The following is a 16,866-nucleotide window of genomic DNA, read 5'->3' as shown; positions in this document are numbered from 1 at the left end:
CGGCCACCGAGCGCATACGCAGCGCCGCGGCCAGACCTTCCGCCCTGGCCGACAGGGCCCGAAGGTAGACAGGAGTTCGCAGAACTTGGTGATTTCACAGCAGCCGGCCTCGCCCCGGCCCATATAGGAAAACCCGCATGTCCTTTTCTTCCCTCGGACTCTCCGAGGCGCTTGCCCGCGCTGTGGAGGCTGCGGGCTACAGCCAGCCCACTCCCGTGCAACAGCGGGCGATTCCCGCCGTGTTGCAAGGTCGCGACCTGATGGTTGCGGCACAGACCGGCACCGGCAAGACCGGTGGTTTCGCCCTGCCGGTACTGGAGCGCCTGTTCCCCGCCGGTCATCCCGACCGCGAACACCGCCACGGCCCGCGCCAGGCGCGCGTGCTGGTACTGACCCCGACCCGTGAGCTGGCCGCCCAGGTGCATGACAGCTTCAAGGTCTACGCCCGCGACCTGCCGCTGAACAGCACCTGCATCTTCGGCGGGGTTGGCATGAACCCGCAGATCCAGGCCCTGGCCAAGGGCGTCGACGTACTCGTCGCCTGCCCCGGCCGCCTGCTCGACCTGGCCGGGCAGAACAAGGTCGACCTGTCCCACGTGGAAATCCTCGTCCTCGACGAAGCCGACCGCATGCTCGACATGGGCTTCATCCACGATGTGAAGAAGGTTCTCGCCAAGCTGCCGCCCAAGCGCCAGAACCTGCTGTTCTCGGCTACCTTCTCGAAAGACATCGTCGACCTCGCCAACAAGCTCCTGCACAACCCGGAACGCATCGAGGTAACGCCGCCGAACACCACGGTCGAGCGCATCGAGCAACGCGTGTTCCGCCTGCCGGCGCCGCAGAAGCGCGCCCTGCTGGCGCACCTGGTGACCGTCGGCGCCTGGGAACAGGTGCTGGTCTTCACCCGTACCAAGCACGGCGCCAACCGTCTCGCCGAGTACCTGACCAAGCACGGCCTGCCGGCCGCCGCGATCCATGGCAACAAGAGCCAGAACGCGCGGACCAAGGCGCTGGCCGACTTCAAGGCCAACGACGTGCGCATCCTGGTGGCGACCGACATCGCCGCCCGCGGCCTGGATATCGACCAGTTGCCCCATGTGGTCAACTACGAGTTGCCCAACGTCGAGGAAGACTACGTCCACCGCATCGGCCGTACCGGCCGCGCCGGACGCAGCGGCGAGGCGATCTCGCTGGTGGCGCCGGACGAAGAGAAGCTGCTCAAGGCCATCGAGAAGATGACCAGACAGCGTATTCCCGATGGCGATGCCCAGGGTTTCGACCCCGAGGCCGTGCTGCCCGAGGTGGCCCAGCCGGAGCCCCGCGAGGCGCCGCAGAAGCAGCCGCGCCGCGACAAGGAACGGCGCAGCAGCCGCGAGCGCAAGCCGAAAGACGCCCAGGCGAGCAACCCCGACAGCAATGTCGCTGCGGCCCAGGACGGTACCGAGAAGCCGGCCAGCAAGCGCCGCCGTCGTGGTGGCAAGAACAAGGAAAACCGCGAGGCCGGCCAAGCGCAGCAGCCGCGGCAGAGCCGCGAAGCGCGTCCGGCCAAGCCCAATCGGCCGCCGGAAGTCGACGGTAATCGCGATCCGGAAGAGTTCCTCGACGACGACTTCGACAATTTCGGCAACCGCGCCGACTACGTCAGCCCCTACCAGGGTCAGGAAAACAAGGGACGCGGACGCCGCGGTGGCCAGCAGAAACCCCAGGGTGGCACCGGCCAGCAGGGTCGTGGCCAAGGCCAGGGCCAAGCTCGCGGCAAGAGCCAGGGCGCCGCTCAAGGCGGCGCTCGCGGTCAGGGTGCCGGCCAGGGCAAGGCGAAGAAACCGCGCGCCAGCAAGCCGCGCGGCCAGGGTCGCGAGAATGCCTCGCGGATGAGCGACGCGCCGCTGCGCGAGCCGTCCGAGTACGGCACCGGCAAGCAGCCGAGCCGCCAGCCGGTGGTGATCAACAAGCGCGACCTGGTGCGCATGGATCGCTTCCCCACCGCCGAGCAGCTCGACGAGCTGGAGCCGCGGCGCAAGGGCGAGCGCCCCGCACTGCTGACCCGCAACCGCTAAGGCCGAGCGGGTCCGTGACGCGGACCCGCCGACTTCCGCGAGGATAAAAAAACGCCGACCCTAGGGTCGGCGTTCTTGCATGGCGCGGAAGGCGATCAGGCCTGCGGATCTTCCTTCTTCGCGGTCTGCTGCTGGGTCACGGTCTGCTGGTTCCAGCCGCCGCCGAGGGCCTTGTACAGGTTGACCTCGCTGGTCAGCTGGTTGAGGCGGTCGGTGATCAGTTGCTGCTGCGCGGTGAACAGCGAGCGTTGCGCGTCGAGCAGGGTCAGGTAGTTGTCCACCCCCGTGCGGTAGCGCTTGTCGGCGAGCTGGTAGTACTCGTCGCTGGCCTTGACCAGATCGCGCTGTGCCTGCAACTGCTCGGTGAAGGTACCGCGCGCGGCCAGACCGTCGGCGACTTCCTGGAAGGCGGTCTGGATCGCCTTCTCGTACTGCGCGACGTTGATGTCCTTCTGGATCTTCGCGTAGTCCAGGCTGGCGCGCAGGCTGCCGGCGGTGAAGATCGGCAGGTTGATCGACGGCTGGAACAACCAGGAGCCCGAACCGGCGTCGAACAGGCCGGACAGCTGGCGGCTCATGGTGCCGGCGTTGGCGGTCAGGCTGATGCTCGGGAAGAACGCCGCGCGCGCGGCGCCGATGCTGGCGTTGGCGGCCATGAGCTGGTGCTCGGCCTCGAGGATGTCCGGGCGCCGTTGCAGCAGGTCCGACGGCAGGCCCGCCGGCACTTCGGTCAGCAGGGTCTGGTCCAGGCCCAGGCCTTGCGGCAGGTTCGCCGGGATCCCGGAACCCAGCAGCAGGACCAGTGCATTCTGGTCCTGGGCTACCAGGCGGGTGTACTGCGCCAGGGTCGCGCGGGCGCCTTCCACGGCGGTCTGCGCCTGGCGCAGGTCGAGCGCGGAGGCGACGCCGACGTCGTAGCTGCGCTGGGTCAGGTCGAAACTCTTCTGGTAGGTGCCCAGGGTGTCCTTAGTCAGTTGCAACTGCGCCTGGTCGGCCTTCAGCGTCAGGTAGGCGGTCGCCACGCTGGCCACCAGGGTGGTCTGCGCGCTGCGCTGCGCCTGTTCGGTCGCCAGGTACTGCTCCAGGGCCTGGTCGCGCAGGCTGCGCAGGCGGCCGAAGAGATCGAGTTCCCAGGCGGTAGTGCCCAGGGTCACCCCGTACTGGCTGGAAATCGCCGGACTGCCGGTGGTCGACAGGTCGCCCGGCAAACGCTGGCGGGTGCCGCTACCGTCCACGCCGATCCGCGGGAACAGGTCGGCCCGCTGGATGCGGTACTGCGCCCGGAAGGCCTCGACGTTCAACGCGGCGACCCGCAGGTCGCGGTTGTTTTCCAGCGCCACGCCGATCAGTTGCTGCAACTGCGGGTCGCGGAAGAACTCGCGCCAGCCGATGTCGGCGGCCGGAACGGCCGCCGCGCCGGTGTTCTGCCCGTAGGCCTGCCCTTGCGGGTAGGCCGCGGCTACCGGCGCCTCGGGGCGCTGGTAGTCGGGAATCAGCGAGCAGCCGGACAGAACGACAGCGGCTACCGCCAGGGAAAGGAAGGACCTTTTCATATCATTGCCCCTTTTCGGCCTCAGCCTGCTGCTTGGACGCCTCGTCCTTGAACAGCGTGCTGACCGCCACGTAGAACAGCGGTACCCAGAAGATCGCCAGGACGGTCGCAGTGACCATGCCGCCGATCACGCCGGTACCGATCGCATGCTGGCTGCCCGAGCCGGCGCCGGTGGAGATCGCCAGCGGAACCACACCGAGGATGAACGCCAGGGAGGTCATCACGATCGGCCGCAGACGCATGCGGCAGGCCTCGATGGCCGCCTCGACGATGTCCTTGCCCTGCTCGTGCAGCTCCTTGGCGAACTCCACGATGAGAATGGCGTTCTTCGCCGACAGGCCGATGGTCGTCAACAGGCCCACCTGGAAGAACACGTCGTTGGACAGGCCGCGCATGGACGTCGCCAGCAGCGCGCCGATCACGCCCAACGGCACCACCAGCATCACCGAGAACGGAATCGACCAGCTTTCGTACAGGGCCGCCAGGCAGAGGAACACCACCAGCAGCGACAGCGCATACAGCGCCGGCGCCTGCGAGCCGGACAAGCGCTCCTCGTAGGACAGGCCGGTCCAGGAGTAGCCAACGCCTTTCGGCAATTGCTTGACGATCTCCTCGACCGCCGCCATGGCGTCACCGGAACTCAGGCCGGGCGCCGGCTCGCCGAGGATCTCCATCGCCGGCACGCCATTGTAGCGCTCCAGCTTCGGCGAACCGTATTCCCACTTGCCGGTGGCGAAGGCGTTGAACGGCACCATCTCGCCCTTGTCGTTGCGCACGTACCACTTGCTCAGGTCGTCCGGGTTCATCCGCGCGTCCGGCCTGCCCTGCAGGTAGACCCGCTTGACCCGGCCACGGTCGATGAAGTCGTTGACGTAGCTGGAACCCCAGGCGATGGACACGGTGCTGTTGATGTCGGCAAGGGACACGCCGAGGGCGCTGGCCTTCTCGTCGTCGATCTCCAGCTTGTACTGCGGTTCGTCGCTCATGCCGTTGGGGCGCACGCGTTGCAGCGCCGGGTTCTGCGCGGCGAGCATGAGGAACTTGTTGCGCGCCTGGAGCAGGACCTCGTGGCCGACGCCCGCCTGGTCCTGGAGGAACAGGTCGAAGCCGGTGGCGTTACCCAGTTCCAGTACCGACGGCGGCGCGAAGGCGAACACCATCGCGTCCTTGAAGCTGAAGAAGTGCATCTGCGCGCGCTTGGCCAGCTCGAACACGCTGTTCTCACCACCGGGACGCTCTTCCCAGGGCTTGAGCATGATGAACGCCATGCCCGAACTCTGGCCGCGGCCGGCGAAGTTGAAGCCGGTCACGGTGAACACCGAGCTGACCGAAGAGCTTTCCTTCTCCAGCAGGTATTCGCGCATCGAGTCCACCACCACCTGGGTACGCTCGGCGCTGGAGCCCGGCGGGGTCTGTACCTGGGCGAACAGTACGCCCTGGTCCTCGTCGGGGAGGAACGCGGTGGGAATGCGGGTGAACATCCAGATCATCCCGGCCACGATCACCACGTAGATCAGCAGGTACGGCGCGCGATGCTTGAGGATCGACGCCACGCCCCGCTCGTAGCCGTGGGTGGTGGAAAGGAACATCCGGTTGAACCAGCCGAAGAAGCCGCCCTTGTGCTCGCCATGGTCGCCTTTCTCGATCGGCTTGAGCATGGTCGCGCAGAGCGCCGGGGTGAGGATCAGCGCCACGATCACCGAGAGGGCCATGGCCGACACGATGGTGATGGAGAACTGCCGGTAGATCACCCCGGTGGAGCCGCCGAAGAACGCCATCGGCAGGAATACCGCCGAGAGCACCATGGCGATACCGACCAGCGCGCCCTGGATCTGGCCCATGGACTTGCGCGCCGCTTCCCTTGGCGACAGGCCTTCCTCGGCCATCACCCGCTCGACGTTCTCCACCACCACGATGGCGTCGTCCACCAGCAAGCCGATGGCCAGCACCATGCCGAACATGGTCAGGGTGTTGATCGAGAAGCCGAACGCGGCGAGCACGCCGAAGGTCCCCAGCAGCACCACCGGTACGGCGATGGTCGGGATCAGCGTGGCGCGGAAGTTCTGCAGGAACAGGTACATCACCAGGAACACGAGGAGGATCGCCTCGCCGAGGGTCTTCACTACCTCATGGATCGAGGCCGAGACCACCGGGGTGGTGTCGTACGGGTAGACCACCTTCATGCCCTGCGGCATGAACGGTTCCAGGTTGGCGATGGTCTGGCGGATCGCCTTGGCGGTATCCAGCGCGTTGGCGCCGGTGGCCAGCTTGATCGCGATACCGGACGCCGGGCTGCCGTTGAACTGCGCGTTGATGCTGTAGTCCTGGCCGCCCAGGCCGACATCGGCGACGTCCTTCAGGCGCACCTGGGAACCGTCGGGATTGACCTTGAGCAGGATGTTCTCGAATTGCTCCGCGGTCTGCAGGCGGGTCTTGCCGATGATGGTGGCGTTGAGCTGCTGGCCCTTGACCGCCGGCAAGCCGCCGAGCTGGCCGGAGGAGATCTGCACGTTCTGCGCCTGGATCGCGCTGCTCACGTCGCCCGGGGTCAGTTGGTAGCTGTTCAGCTTGGCCGGGTCGAGCCAGATGCGCATCGAGTACTGCGAACCGAACACCTGGAAGTCACCGACGCCCTTGGTCCGCGAGAGCGGGTCCTGGATGTTGGAAACGATGTAGTTCGACAGGTCTTCCTTGGTCATGCTGCCGTCGGTGGAAACCACACCGACCACCATGAGGAAGTTCTTCACCGCCTTGGTCACCCGGATCCCCTGGCGCTGCACTTCCTGCGGCAGTAGCGGGGTGGCCAGTTGCAGCTTGTTCTGCACCTGGACCTGGGCGATGTCGGGGTCGGTGCCCTGTTCGAAGGTCACGGTGATGGTCATGCTGCCGTCGGAGTTACTCTCCGAGGAGATGTAGCGCAGATTGTCGATCCCGTTCATCTGCTGCTCGATCACCTGGACCACGGTGTCCTGCACCGTCTCGGCCGAGGCGCCCGGGTAGCTCACCTGCACGGCGATGGCCGGCGGGGCGATGGCCGGGTACTGGTTGACCGGCAGACTGAGGATCGACAGGCCGCCCGCGAGCATGATCACCAAGGCGATCACCCACGCGAAAATGGGCCTATCAATGAAAAACTTCGACATTACGAATCCCCTTGATCAGCCCTTGCTGTCGGTTTTCGCCGGAGCGGCGTCGGCCTTCTGCGCGGACGCGACATTCTTCGCCGGCACGGTCTTCACCTCGACACCCGGCTGCACGAACTGCAGGCCTTCGGTAATGATCTTGTCGCCGGCGTTCAGGCCTTCGGTAACCAGCCACTTGTCGCCGATCACCCGGTCGGCCTTGATCACCCGCAGCTCGACCTTGTTCTGCGCGTTCACCACCAGCGCGGTAGCCTGGCCCTTGAGGTCGCGGGTCACGCCTTGCTGCGGAGCGAGGATGGCCTTCTGCTTGACGCCTTCCTGCAACTGCGCGTGAACGAACATGCCGGGCAGCAGCTCGTTGTTCGGGTTGGGGAACACGGCGCGGATGGTGACCGAGCCGGTGCCTTCGTCGACGGAAACCTCGGAGAATTCGAGGCGGCCTTCCAGCGGGTATTGGCTACCGTCCTCCAGCTTCAGGGAGACCTTCGCCGCGTTGTCGCCGGCGCGCTCCAGCTGGCCGCTGGCCAGTTCGCGGCGCAGGCGCAGCAGGGCGGTGGACGGCTGGGTGACGTCGACGTAGATCGGGTCGAGCTGTTGCACGGTGGCCATCGCGTTGGCCTGGCCGTTGGTCACCAGGGCGCCTTCGGTCACCGCGGAACGGCCGATGCGGCCGGAGATCGGCGACAGCACCTTGGTGTAGCGCAGGTTGATCCGCGCCTGTTCCACCGCCGCCTTGGACTGCAGGTAGGCGGCATTGGCGTCGGCGTACTGCTGCTTGCTCACTGCCTGGTCGGCGACCAGCAGCTTGTAGCGCTGGGCCTGCTCCTGGGTCGAGGCCAGGTTGGCCTGGGCGCTCTGGTAGTCGGCCTCGTAGGTGGCGGGGTCGATCTGGTAGAGCTGCTGCCCGGCCTTGACGTCACTGCCTTCCTTGAACAGGCGCTTGAGGATGATGCCGTTCACCTGGGGACGCACCTCGGCGATGCGGAACGCATTGGTCCGGCCCGGCAGCTCGGTATTCAGGGTCACCGTCTGCGCTTCCAGGGTCACGATTCCGACCTCCGGCGTTTGCGCCGGCGGCGGCGCCTCGCTTTTTCCGCACCCGGAAAGGGCCGAAATCGCGACCAGCAGGGCCGGAACCAGTACACGCATGGCTGGCGTTCGTTGCATAGCGTTGTCCTCATGAGCGAAAGCGGCCGATGCAGCGTGAAGGCGCTGCACCGGCTCGAAGAAGGCAGGCAAAATACTTACATTCATAGGTGTTTGTAAACGTCCGAAAGCCTCGCGTGAAAACACCTGAAACGTTTTAGCTCGATGGCCGGTTATCCACCCGGCGCCATGGCCCATATTCAGAACCTGAAACAAGGTTGATAAGGTCAACTAAAATAAGCAAAATGGTTGACTGGATCAACCACATTTACATTAGGTTTACTCGGCCAGACCAATGAACTACCCCGTGAATCCCGACCTGATGCCCGCGCTGATGGCGGTCTTCCAGCATGTGCGGACGCGCATCCAGAGCGAGCTCGATTGCCAGCGACTCGACCTGACCCCGCCCGACGTCCATGTATTGAAGCTTATCGACGAACAACGCGGGCTGAACCTGCAGGACCTGGGACGCCAGATGTGCCGCGACAAGGCACTGATCACCCGGAAGATCCGCGAGCTGGAGGGAAGAAACCTGGTCCGCCGCGAGCGCAACCCCAGTGACCAGCGCAGCTTCCAGCTCTTCCTCACCGACGAGGGGCTGGCCATCCACCAGCATGCGGAAGCCATCATGTCACGCGTGCATGACGAGTTGTTTGCCCCGCTCACCCCGGAGGAACAAGCCACCCTGGTGCATCTCCTCGACCAATGCCTGGCCGCGCAACCGCTTGAGGATATTTAAGAACATTCTTTTCGAAGCACAATGAAAAACGCCGGCGATCGCCGGCGTTTTTCGTTTCAGGTATCCGCTTACTGGCGAATGCCTTCGACGGAGAGCAGCAGCTCGACTTCCTGGGATGCGGGGCCGAGGTCCATCTTGATGCCGAAGTCTTTCAGCTTCAGGGTGGCGCTGCCTTCGAAGCCGGCACGGTAGCCGCCCCACGGGTCGTCGCCCTGGCCGATCAGCTTGGCCTTGATGGTGACCGGCTTGGTCACGCCGTTCAGGGTCAGGTTGCCGGTGATGTCGGCGCTGTCGCCGTTGGCCTTCACTTCGGTGGATTCGAAGGTAGCGGTCGGGTTCTTGCTGACGTTGAGGAAATCACCGCTGCGCAGGTGCTTGTCACGCTCGGCATGGTTGGTGTCCACGCTGTTGGTGTTGATGGTCACCTTGACCTTGTCGGCCGACGGGTTCTTCTCGTCGAAGGTGAAGCTGCCGTCGAAGTCGTTGAAGCGGCCGTACAGCCAGCTATAGCCCAGGTGCTTGATGCGGAACTCGATGAAGGCGTGCTGGCCTTCCTTGTCGATCTTGTAGTCCGCGGCCATTGCCTGGCCGGCGGTGAACAGTGCGGAGCCGAGCGCCAGCGCGGCAAGGGTCTTCTTCAGCATGGACATTCTCCTTAACGTGGTTGTTGATCATTCGACGAGCGACCGAGCATGCGCTTTAGGGTCGGGTCGCGGTCGACGAAGTGATGCTTGAGGGCGGCCAGGGCATGGAGGACGGCGAAGACCACCAGCGCCCAGGCCAGGTAGAGATGGATTTCACCCGCGACGTCCGCCTGGTCGGGCAGCCCGCTGAGGGTTGCCGGCACGGAGAACCAGCCGAACACGCTGATCGGTTCGCCGTCGGCGGTGGAAATCAGGTAGCCCGCGACGATCACCGCCAGCAGCAGCCCGTACAGCGCGAGGTGGCCAAGCTTGCTCGCTACCCGCGTGAGCGGACCGTGGTTGGCCGGCGCCGGCGGCGGCGGGCTGACGAAACGCCAGACGATCCGCACCAGCAGGGCGATGGCCAGCAGGATGCCGATGCTTTTATGCAGCGCCGGCGCGGGGTGGTACCAGGGGTCGTAATAGCTCAGTTCGCGCATCCACAGGCCCAGGCCGAACAGGCCGAAGACCACCAGCGCGCTGCCCCAGTGCAGGAACAGGCTGAATACGCCGTAACGGGATGAGGTATTGCGCCACTGCATGAAAAACTTCCTTGAAAAGCGAAGCCTCAAGACTAGCGGCAAATCCATCGAGTTAAAGCAGAAAATTCTGCTTTGAAACATCGATTCACAAGATAGGTTCGCAGGCTAAGAAAAAACCCTGGATTGCGCTGCGAACCGGGAAGCGCAAGGCGCCGGAGCTTCCGGCGCCGGCGAAGGGAATCAATCGAACAGGCGGGTGAACCAGGCGAACGGGTTCTTCTTCTCGCCGCCGGTCGTCGGTGCGGCTACCTTCTCGGCCTTCGCCACCATCGGCGCGCCCTCGATCACCGGAGTCTTGCCGGCGTACAGGTCGCGCACCTGGCTGGCGGCGCGCTTGCCGCTGCGCAGCGCCCCCTCGATGGTGCCGGGGTACAGCGCATCGGTGTGCTCGCCGGCGAAGGCGACCCGCGACAGCGGCTGTTCCCAGATCCGCCAGAAGCGCGTCACCTGGCCCGGACCGTAGGCCAGGTAGGAACCGCCGGTGCCCGGGTCGGCGCTGTAGCGACGAATTTCGTAGCCGGCGAAGGCACCGCGCATCTTCGGATAGAACTTGTTCATGCGGATCAGCACCTGGTCGACCATCTGCCGGTCGCCGAAAGCCTGCAGCACGCGGGCGTTGTCGCCGGACAGGTTGATCAGCACGTTGGCGCCGCCTTTCAGCGCCGGCTCGACCCAGATCATGCCCAGGCCCTGGTCGCTGAAGATCTCGCCGGAGAGGCGCGACTTGTCGTCCCACACCGGGCGCTTGAACTTCAGCAGGATCTGGTCGCGCCAGCCATAGTTGGTGCCCTTCAGCGCGGACATCTGGGTACCGCTCAGGGACGGGGTCATCTGGATCTGGCCGAGCGCCTTCAGCGGCACGGCGAGAACCACGTAGTCGGCCTTGTAGGTCTCGCTGCCGGCCTTGACGGCGACGCCGTCCTTGGCCTGGACGATGCTCGACACCTTGGATTTGGTCTTGATCGTCTTGATCTGCTTGACGAAGGCTTCCGCCAGCACCTGGCTGCCGCCGGGCAGGCGCGCCGCGCGCAGGTCGCGGTCATCGACGCCACGGTAGGCGCGGCCCTGCTGGGCGAGGTAGAGCAGCGACAGGCGCGACGGTTCGTCGTAGCGCGAGCGGATACGCTGGTTGACCAGCAGGCGCGCGGTCGGCGACAGGTTCAGCTTGTCCAGCCAGCGCGCGGCGTTCATCTGGTCGAGGGCGAACAGGGTATTGCTCGAGGCGGGGTTGAGCGGATCGGAGATCGATGCCGAGAGATCGTCCAGGGTCGACTCGAAGCGCTTGAGGTCGGCGGCGACGTTCGGCTGCTTGAGCGCGAGATCGCTGCTGCTGTAGTACAGGCCGTCGATCAGGTAGCTGGGGGTGCGGACGAAGTCCGGCGCCGGCACCGGCTTCAGCTTGAAGGTGTCCAGGTAGGCATTGAGCGTGGGCTGGACCTTCTGGTTGCCGACCCATTCGCTGGTGGCCAGGCCGGAACGCCCGCCCACCTGCGGCCGCGCCTCGAGCACCGTGACCTGCCAGCCGTCCTTCTGCAATTCGTAGGCCGCGCTCAGGCCTGCCAGGCCCGCGCCGACGACGATCGCCGTAGGCTGTTTATCCTTGCCCAGCGCCACCGCGCTGAACACCCCCAACATGAGAAACGCCGCGGCGCGCAGCCACCTTAACGACATACCGGACTCCCCAGAAAAAAAGCAAAGACGCAACGGCGCGCAGCATACGCCAGAGCCGTTTGGGCCACCATAGGAGTCCGTCGGCGGCTGCTGTCGGATGTGTCCCAACCCACCGGGTTGTTCATCTCACCCCCATTGCATAGGCTTTGCCGATCGATCCGAGGAGACAGCCCATGGGCCTTAACGCCGACTGGATGCAGCGCGACCTGAACGTACTCTGGCATCCCTGTACCCAGATGAAAGACCACGAACGCCTGCCGGTGATCCCGATCCGCCGCGGCGAAGGCGTCTGGCTGGAGGATTTCGAAGGCAAGCGCTACATCGACGCGGTCAGTTCCTGGTGGGTCAATGTGTTCGGCCACGCCAACCCGCGCATCAACCAGCGCATCAAGGACCAGGTCGACCAGTTGGAGCACGTGATCCTCGCCGGATTCAGCCACCAGCCGGTGATCGAGCTGTCGGAGCGACTGGTGAAGATCACCCCGCCGGGGCTCGACCGGGTGTTCTACGCCGACAGCGGCTCGGCGGGCATCGAGGTCGCGCTGAAGATGAGCTACCACTTCTGGCTCAATAGCGGCAGGCCGCGCAAGAAGCGCTTCGTCACCCTGACCAACAGCTACCACGGCGAAACCATCGCGGCGATGTCGGTGGGCGACGTGGCGCTGTTCACCGAAACCTACAAGTCGCTGCTGCTGGACACCATCAAGGTGCCCAGCCCGGACTGCTTCCTGCGTCCGGACGGCATGTGCTGGGAAGAACATTCGCGGAACATGTTCGCCCACATGGAGCGCACCCTGGCCGAAGGGCACGACGAGATCGCCGCGGTCATCGTCGAACCGCTGATCCAGGGCGCCGGCGGCATGCGCATGTACCATCCGGCCTACCTCAAGCTGCTGCGCGAAGCCTGCGACCGCTATGGCGTGCACCTGATCCACGACGAGATCGCGGTGGGCTTCGGCCGCACCGGGACGATGTTCGCCTGCGAGCAGGCCGGCATCGCCCCGGATTTCCTCTGCCTGTCCAAGGCCCTCACCGGCGGCTACCTGCCGATGTCCGCGGTGCTGACCAGCGAGACCATCTACCGGGGCTTCTACGACGACTACCAGACCCTGCGCGCCTTCCTCCACTCGCACACCTATACCGGCAACCCGCTGGCCTGCGCCGCCGCCCTGGCGACCCTGGACATCTTCGAGGAAGACAAGGTGATCGAGGCCAACCGCGCGCTGTCCACCCACATGGCCAGGGCCACCGCGCACCTGGCCGACCACCCGCATGTCGCCGAGGTGCGCCAGACCGGGATGGTCCTGGCCATCGAAATGGTCCAGGACAAGGCGTCCAGGACGCCCTACCCCTGGCAGGAGCGCCGCGGCCTGAAGGTCTTCCAGCATGGCCTGGAGCGCGGCGCGCTGCTGCGCCCGCTGGGCAGCGTGGTGTATTTCCTGCCGCCCTACGTGATTACCCCGGAGCAGATCGACTTCCTCGCCGAGGTGGCCAGCGAAGGCATCGACATCGCCACCCGCGACGCGGTCAGCGTGGCGGTCAGCGACTTCCACCCGGACCACCGCGATCCGGGCTGAACGTCGCCGCCCCTTCGTCCCGAGGGGGCCGGTTCCAGCGCCCCGCGGCAGGCAGTAAACTGCGCGCCTGTCGCCACTACCCTCGAATCGCCATGCGCCTGTCCCGCTTCTTCGTCGACCAGCCCCTCGCCCTCGGCCAGCACGACCTGCCCGAGACCCAGGCCCACTACATCGGCCGCGTGCTGCGGCACGCCACGGGCGACGCCGTGCAACTGTTCGACGGCAGCGGCCGGGAATACCTCGGCGAGCTGGTCGAGGTCGGCAAGAAGAATGTCCGCGTCGAACTCCGCGAGCAGTTCGCCGGCCAGCCCGACTCGCCCCTGCGTATCCACCTGGGGCAAGGCCTGTCGCGCGGCGAGCGGATGGACTGGGCGATCCAGAAGGCCACCGAGCTGGGGGTGGCGGAAATCACCCCGATCGTCAGCGAGCGTTGCGAAGTGCGCCTGAAGGACGAGCGCGCCGACAAGCGCCTGCAACACTGGCGCCAGGTGGCGATCAGCGCCTGCGAGCAGTGCGGCCGTTCGAGCCTGCCGCTGATCCATCCGCCGCTGGCCCTGGAGGACTGGCTGCGCGGGCGGGACGATGAGCTCAGGCTGGTCCTGCACCCTGTGGCCGCCCCCCTGGCCAGCCATGTGCCGCCGTCGCGCCTGGCCTTCCTGGTGGGTCCCGAAGGCGGCCTGAGCGATGCCGAGGTGGAGCAGGCGAAGGCGGCCGGCTTCCACGCCGCGCGCCTCGGCCCGCGAGTGCTGCGCACCGAGACCGCGCCGGTGGTAGCGTTGGCGGTGGCCCAGCAACTCTGGGGCGACTTCGCCTGATATCTCTCCCGCCGCTTTACAACGGCGACAGCCAGTGAATACCGTTGCGCAACCCACTTCGCAACGGATCGCACGCATGGACACGCCCGTTACCTTCGATTGGAAGATCCGCCTGCCCGACGTGCTCGGCGTACTCCGCCGAGACTATGCCGGACGCTTCCCGCAGTTGGCCTCCGCCGCACTGGAGACGCTGCTGGAGCGCCTGCGCGACGACCTTCCCGAGGATTTCCTGCCAGCCCTCGGCCAGGAGCTGGAATCCCTCGGACTGGCGTTGGTGGAACGCCTGGACGAAGACGACAGCCTGAACCTGTACGTGGTCGGCGCCACCCACAGCCAGCGCCTCCTCGATGCGCTCGCAGCGCAGGGCCACAACGCCCGCACGCTGCGCCAGGAAAACGCCCCCGAGGGCGCCCGGGCGGCCCTCCCCGCCGCCGCGCCGGCCGGCCTGGCGCCGGCTTCGGCCTACATCTGCCTCGAACACGCCGAGCACCTGGCGCCCGGCCTGGCCATCGCCCGCCTGCCGGGCGAGGACAGCCGCAACCTGCTGGACCTGCGCCAATGGCCCAGGCTGCAACGCCTGCCCGATGGCGCGGAGGAAACCCAGGGCGCGTTGCTCTGCCGGGCCAGTTCGGCGGACGGCCTGCACGCCTGGGTCAGGATGACCCGTTCGGGAAGCCCCTACGCCTGGCTGCATCGCTCCCGCGACCTCGCCTCGTTGACGCCCGAACTACCGCCCTTGCCGCTGCCGCCGGCGCAGTCGTTGCGCCAACGCCGCACCCCGGAACTTGCCATCGGCCTGGCCGGGGACGACCTGCTCCTGGCCGACCGCGGCCTGTTCTTCCTCTATCCGGGCTTCGCCCAGGGCAACGACGAACCACGGTTGCTCTTCGAGGTGCCGCAAGCGCGGCACTCCATCGAGAATCCGCCGGCGGTCTTCACCACTCCGGACCAGCGCGTCTGCCTGCTCTCCCGCGGGCAGTTCTTCGAATGGCGCGAGGCACGCATCCAGCCCCTGCCGTTCCCCGTCGGCAAGGATCTGCCCGCCGATCCGGCGCAACCGACCTCGGCGGCGCCCGGGACCATCGTCTGGCTGGAGCGTGAAACGCTCTGCGAAGGCCGGCTCGACAGCGGCGAGATCCGCAGCCACTCGCTGGACGGCCTGGCCGAAGGTCCCTACCTGAAGCTCCAGGCCCTGGACGGAGGCTGGCTGCTCCTGGCACCGTGGCTGGAACCGCATCGCTCGCGGGACCTCGCCCAGCTCTGGCACCTCGAATCCGGCCGGGCGCTGCGCATCCGCTACGGCGAACTGGACCTGGAGGGCGGACTACAGCACTGGGCGGAGCTGCCCGACGGCCGGATCGTCGTCGGCGACCATGCCCGGCATGTCGACCTCGGCAGGTTCGAAAGCCTGCGCCAACGCCTGCTGCGGCGGCGCCTGGCGCCGGCCTGAGGCGCGGCTACAGCCCGCGCAGCGCCAGTCCTGCCAGGCCGAGCAGGAGCACGCCGCAACCGGCGTAGCTGACGCGGTGCCAGAACAGCGAGGTGTTGCGCCGCAGCCAGTCCACCAGCGCCGCGCAGCAAAAGCACCAGATCAGCGACGAGAGCATGAAACCGGCGAAGAACACCAGCGACTGCGCCTGGTTCGGCGTGCCGTCGACGATCCCCGCCAGGGCGCTGCCGAGGGCGCCCCAATAGACCACGTTCTTCGGATTGGACAGGGAGATCGCCGCGCCGGCGCCGAAGGCGTTGCGCCCCTGCTCGCCGGCATCCTCCGCCGCCAGCGGCGGACTCCAGGCGTCGCGCAAGCCTTGCACGCCGAGCCAGGCCAGGTAGGCGGCACAGGCCAGGGTCAGGGGAATCCGCACCTGTTCGTAGCCCAGCAGCAGCGCCAGCCCGGTGAGCCCGAGCAGGGCCCAGACGGCATCGCCGATCAGCGACCCCAGTTGCACCAGCAACGCCGGGCGGAAGCCGCCGGTCAAACCGCGGCGCAGCGTTTCGCTGAACACCGCGCCAGGGGAAACATTGAAGGCGAAACCGAACAGCAGGGCGGCGAGGAAGATGGCGAGCATGGAACGACGACTCCGTGGTGGGTCGTCGGATTATCCCGGCCGGCGGCGGCGCCGACTTGAACCGGATTGCGCAGTTCAGCCGCGCACGGCGCGCTGGTAGCGGCCCGGCGAAATGCCGTAGGCGCTGGTGAAGTAACGGGTCAGGTGGCTCTGGTCGGCGAAGCCCAGGGCGTGGGCCACCTCGCCCACCGCCAGGCCACGGCGTAACAGGCCGAGGGCGCGGCGGGTGCGCAATTGCATGCTCCACTGTCGCGGGCTGAGCCCGGTGGCCTTCTTGAACGCCCGCAGCAGGTGGTATTTCGACAGGCCCACCTGCTCCGCCATCCCATCCAGGTCCGGCGGCTCGGCCAGGCGCTCGGCGAGCAGCGCCTGCAGGCGGGCGACAGCCGGGCGCCCAGGATCGGCCCTCTGCGGCAGGCGGGTGCCGCTCGCCGCCAGCAGGCGGCCGAGGAACTCCAGCAGGCGCTCCTCGCCCCGTTCGCGGGCGAAGCGGTCGCTGGCCAGCAAGGCTTCGATGCTGGCGGCCAACTCGCGGCCCAGCGCCGGATTGCGCAGCAGCGGGCGGTCGAACTCGACGGAGGAAAGATCCAGGCTGCTCGCCAGTTCGGCGGCAGGCAGATAGAGGCTGGCGAAGCGCCAGGGCTGGCCGTCGCGGACGCCGCCGCCCTGGATCTGCCCCGGGTTGTAGAGGGTCAGGTCGCCGCTGTCGGCCTGGAAGGTACGGCCATCCAGCCAGACATCTTCCAATCCGCAGAGGTTGGCGCTGATGACGAACTCGTCGTGGCTGTGCTTCTCGAAGCGGTGCCCGGCCAGGCTGGCGCTGGCGACCTCGAGGGAGGCGCCGATCCGCGCGTGCTGCAGGCCGGCCATGG

The 16,866-nt window shown here is 66.7% G+C and carries 13 protein-coding genes; 5 read left to right on the top strand and 8 right to left on the bottom strand.

Going from position 1 to position 16,866, the window contains the following annotated elements; translation table 11 throughout:
• The first annotated feature begins 137 nt into the window (after positions 1–137).
• Positions 138–2,057, top strand: coding sequence for an RNA helicase RhlE2 (locus HMPREF2924_RS25770; protein WP_003129006.1), 1,920 nt, complete (start codon positions 138–140; stop codon positions 2,055–2,057).
• Positions 2,058–2,152: 95 nt separating this feature from the next.
• Here the strand turns inward: HMPREF2924_RS25770 and oprM are convergent, their stop codons facing one another.
• The 3 genes from oprM to mexA are packed head-to-tail and all read right to left on the bottom strand — an operon-like array spanning position 2,153 to position 7,919.
• Positions 2,153–3,610, bottom strand: coding sequence for a multidrug efflux RND transporter outer membrane channel subunit OprM (gene oprM, locus HMPREF2924_RS25765; RefSeq protein WP_003084633.1), 1,458 nt, complete (start codon positions 3,608–3,610; stop codon positions 2,153–2,155).
• Position 3,611: 1 nt separating this feature from the next.
• Positions 3,612–6,752 (bottom strand): multidrug efflux RND transporter permease subunit MexB, encoded by a 3,141-nt coding sequence (mexB, locus tag HMPREF2924_RS25760; protein WP_003084631.1) that lies wholly within the window; start codon positions 6,750–6,752, stop codon positions 3,612–3,614.
• A gap of 15 nt (positions 6,753–6,767) precedes the next feature.
• Complete coding sequence (gene mexA / locus HMPREF2924_RS25755; protein WP_003118819.1) at positions 6,768–7,919, bottom strand: multidrug efflux RND transporter periplasmic adaptor subunit MexA; 1,152 nt, start codon at positions 7,917–7,919, stop codon at positions 6,768–6,770.
• 274 nt (positions 7,920–8,193) lie between these two features.
• On the opposite strand from mexA, the gene mexR reads away from it, so the two are divergent.
• Positions 8,194–8,637 (top strand): effux pump transcriptional repressor MexR, encoded by a 444-nt coding sequence (gene mexR / locus HMPREF2924_RS25750; protein ID WP_004365054.1) that lies wholly within the window; start codon positions 8,194–8,196, stop codon positions 8,635–8,637.
• A 68-nt stretch (positions 8,638–8,705) separates the two neighbouring features.
• Here mexR and HMPREF2924_RS25745 read toward each other — a convergent pair whose 3' ends face one another.
• The 3 genes from HMPREF2924_RS25745 to HMPREF2924_RS25735 all read right to left on the bottom strand — a co-directional run bounded on the left by HMPREF2924_RS25745 (position 8,706) and on the right by HMPREF2924_RS25735 (position 11,533).
• The gene (locus HMPREF2924_RS25745; RefSeq protein ID WP_003084626.1) at positions 8,706–9,281 is read right to left on the bottom strand and encodes a YceI family protein; all 576 of its coding nucleotides are present in this window, start codon (positions 9,279–9,281) and stop codon (positions 8,706–8,708) included.
• A gap of 11 nt (positions 9,282–9,292) precedes the next feature.
• Positions 9,293–9,862 (bottom strand): cytochrome b, encoded by a 570-nt coding sequence (locus HMPREF2924_RS25740; protein ID WP_003106133.1) that lies wholly within the window; start codon positions 9,860–9,862, stop codon positions 9,293–9,295.
• Between the two features lie 180 nt (positions 9,863–10,042).
• A complete protein-coding gene (locus tag HMPREF2924_RS25735) occupies positions 10,043–11,533 on the bottom strand; it encodes a flavin monoamine oxidase family protein (RefSeq protein ID WP_003118815.1) in 1,491 nt (496 codons plus the stop codon).
• A gap of 173 nt (positions 11,534–11,706) precedes the next feature.
• On the opposite strand from HMPREF2924_RS25735, the gene HMPREF2924_RS25730 reads away from it, so the two are divergent.
• From HMPREF2924_RS25730 to HMPREF2924_RS25720, 3 genes are all read left to right on the top strand, one after another.
• Entirely contained in the window at positions 11,707–13,110 is a 1,404-nt protein-coding gene (locus tag HMPREF2924_RS25730; RefSeq protein WP_023094492.1) for an adenosylmethionine--8-amino-7-oxononanoate transaminase, read from the top strand.
• A gap of 92 nt (positions 13,111–13,202) precedes the next feature.
• Positions 13,203–13,925, top strand: a complete 723-nt coding sequence (locus HMPREF2924_RS25725; protein ID WP_003128980.1) for a 16S rRNA (uracil(1498)-N(3))-methyltransferase — start codon at positions 13,203–13,205, stop codon at positions 13,923–13,925.
• A gap of 34 nt (positions 13,926–13,959) precedes the next feature.
• Positions 13,960–15,375, top strand: a complete 1,416-nt coding sequence (locus tag HMPREF2924_RS25720; protein ID WP_003128978.1) for a hypothetical protein — start codon at positions 13,960–13,962, stop codon at positions 15,373–15,375.
• A gap of 7 nt (positions 15,376–15,382) precedes the next feature.
• On the opposite strand, the gene HMPREF2924_RS25715 is transcribed toward HMPREF2924_RS25720, so the two are convergent.
• Both HMPREF2924_RS25715 and HMPREF2924_RS25710 read right to left on the bottom strand, forming a co-directional pair.
• Positions 15,383–15,994, bottom strand: a complete 612-nt coding sequence (locus tag HMPREF2924_RS25715) for a LysE family translocator (protein WP_003084610.1) — start codon at positions 15,992–15,994, stop codon at positions 15,383–15,385.
• A gap of 75 nt (positions 15,995–16,069) precedes the next feature.
• Positions 16,070–16,864, bottom strand: coding sequence for an AraC family transcriptional regulator (locus HMPREF2924_RS25710; RefSeq protein ID WP_003128976.1), 795 nt, complete (start codon positions 16,862–16,864; stop codon positions 16,070–16,072).
• Positions 16,865–16,866: the final 2 nt, after the last annotated feature.

It is taken from the genome of Pseudomonas sp. HMSC063H08 (assembly GCF_001813645.1).
Lineage (GTDB): Bacteria > Pseudomonadota > Gammaproteobacteria > Pseudomonadales > Pseudomonadaceae > Pseudomonas > Pseudomonas aeruginosa.
Note: the sequence above shows the minus strand (reverse complement) of the source record. Positions and strands in the feature narration are given on the sequence as shown.